Genomic DNA, 1,552 nt, shown 5'->3' with positions numbered 1-1,552 from the left:
CGTTCGTGGAGAGCTTTGTTGTAAACTAATCTTACACAGCCCAATGTGCGCCGCAATAGCGACTCTTGTGTTGGTGTGGGGTAAAATCGAAACGAATAGGCTTTTTCCATACCTCACATTTTAGCATATATTTCGTAAATGTGCTAATATTTAACAGTAAAGCCGTCGTAGAACGACGGGGTTTCAGACCCAAAATTTTCGATGAAATTTACCAGTAGTCAAAGCGAACTCAACAGCAATTTATCCCTAGTTAGTCGGGCCGTTGCCAGTCGTCCTACCCATCCGGTGTTGGGAAATGTTCTCTTTTGTGCCGATGAGGAAAAGGGCGAAATTAGCCTGACTGCTTTTGATTTGAGTTTAGGGATTCGCACCAGTTTTCGGGCCGAGGTGGTGGAAGGGGGTAAGATTACCCTGCCGGCAAAATTACTTAACGATATTGTCTCTCGTTTGGGAGAGGGGGAAATCACCATCTCTGTGGAAGAAAACGAGAATGATGAGGAGCATAGTCTCGCTTTCCTGAAAACTGCCTCGGCACAGTTCCAAATTCGCGGCATGAAAGCCGATGAGTTCCCAGAATTGCCCACGGTGGCCGATGGGGAAATTGTTAATTTACCTGTAGTTGCCTTGACAGAGGGACTAAAAGGTGCATTGTTTGCCGCTAGTGGCGATGAAACTAAACAGGTGTTGACGGGGGTGCATTTAACTAAAACCGTCGATTGTCTAGAATTTGCCGCTACAGACGGTCATCGTTTAGCGGTGGTACAAACTCCCCTAGAGGAGGTGGAAAGTGCCTCTGGTGGCTTTAATGTCACCATTCCGGCCCGGGCCCTGCGAGAATTGGAAAGAATGATGTCAACAAAACAAAATATCGAGACTATTACTCTGCATGTGGATGATTCTCAAGTCATCTTTGAAATGGGGGAACAGAGGTTAACCAGTCGTAAGTTAGAAGGGGCCTATCCCACTTATAATCAGTTAATTCCTAAATCCTTCGAGCGCTCTTTGGTTTTAGACCGCAAACAATTAATCCGTTGTTTGGAATTAGTGGCGGTTTTATCGGACCAAAAGAATAATTTAGTCAAGTTTAGCCTCGATAGCGAAAATGACCGTTTATCCCTAGCGGTGGAATCTCCCGATTTAGGTAGTGCCAAAGAGTCCATGGCGGCGGAAATTCAGGGAGAAAGTGGCGATATTGCCTTTAATGTTAAATATTTGATGGACGGTTTGAAGGCTTTACCTAATAATGATATCCAAATGCAGTTAAATGCTAGTACCCAACCGGTTATTTTTACCCCCTTGGGAGGTTTAAAGATGACCTATTTGGTGATGCCGGTACAAATTCGTCAGTAAGCTGTCCGCGCATTTAAATTGCTTGTTGAGACGAGGCAAGAGATAAGACCCCCCCGGCCCCTAGGGCTGATTCATTCTCCGAATCTAATTCTTTTTTTGCTACCTTTAATCGCTTATGAGGTAAGCAAAGCACGACGTTTTTAAAAATTTTCAGCTATGTATTTCGAGAAATCGACTAAAAACGTTGCCAGATAAGGACTTG

General features: G+C 44.4%; 2 protein-coding genes. One reads left to right on the top strand and one right to left on the bottom strand.

The annotated features are described in order from the left end of the window. A partial coding sequence (locus PX482_RS20595) for a helix-turn-helix domain-containing protein (RefSeq protein ID WP_287738602.1) occupies window positions 1-110 on the bottom strand: 110 nt, incomplete at its 3' end. A 91-nt stretch (window positions 111-201) separates the two neighbouring features. Here PX482_RS20595 and dnaN point away from each other — a divergent pair. Then, a complete protein-coding gene (dnaN, locus tag PX482_RS20590; RefSeq protein WP_002761694.1) occupies window positions 202-1,350 on the top strand; it encodes a DNA polymerase III subunit beta in 1,149 nt (382 codons plus the stop codon). Window positions 1,351-1,552: the final 202 nt, after the last annotated feature.

Source organism: Microcystis sp. M53602_WE12, from assembly GCF_030065455.1.
Taxonomy (GTDB): Bacteria; Cyanobacteriota; Cyanobacteriia; order Cyanobacteriales; family Microcystaceae; genus Microcystis; species Microcystis aeruginosa.
This window is presented reverse-complemented; position numbering and strand designations above follow the sequence as displayed.

What these genes read in the sequence shown, in the direction of transcription:
- dnaN (WP_002761694.1), top strand. Translation starts at nt 202, where the DNA reads ATGAAATTTACCAGTAGTCAAAGCGAACTCAACAGCAATTTATCCCTA.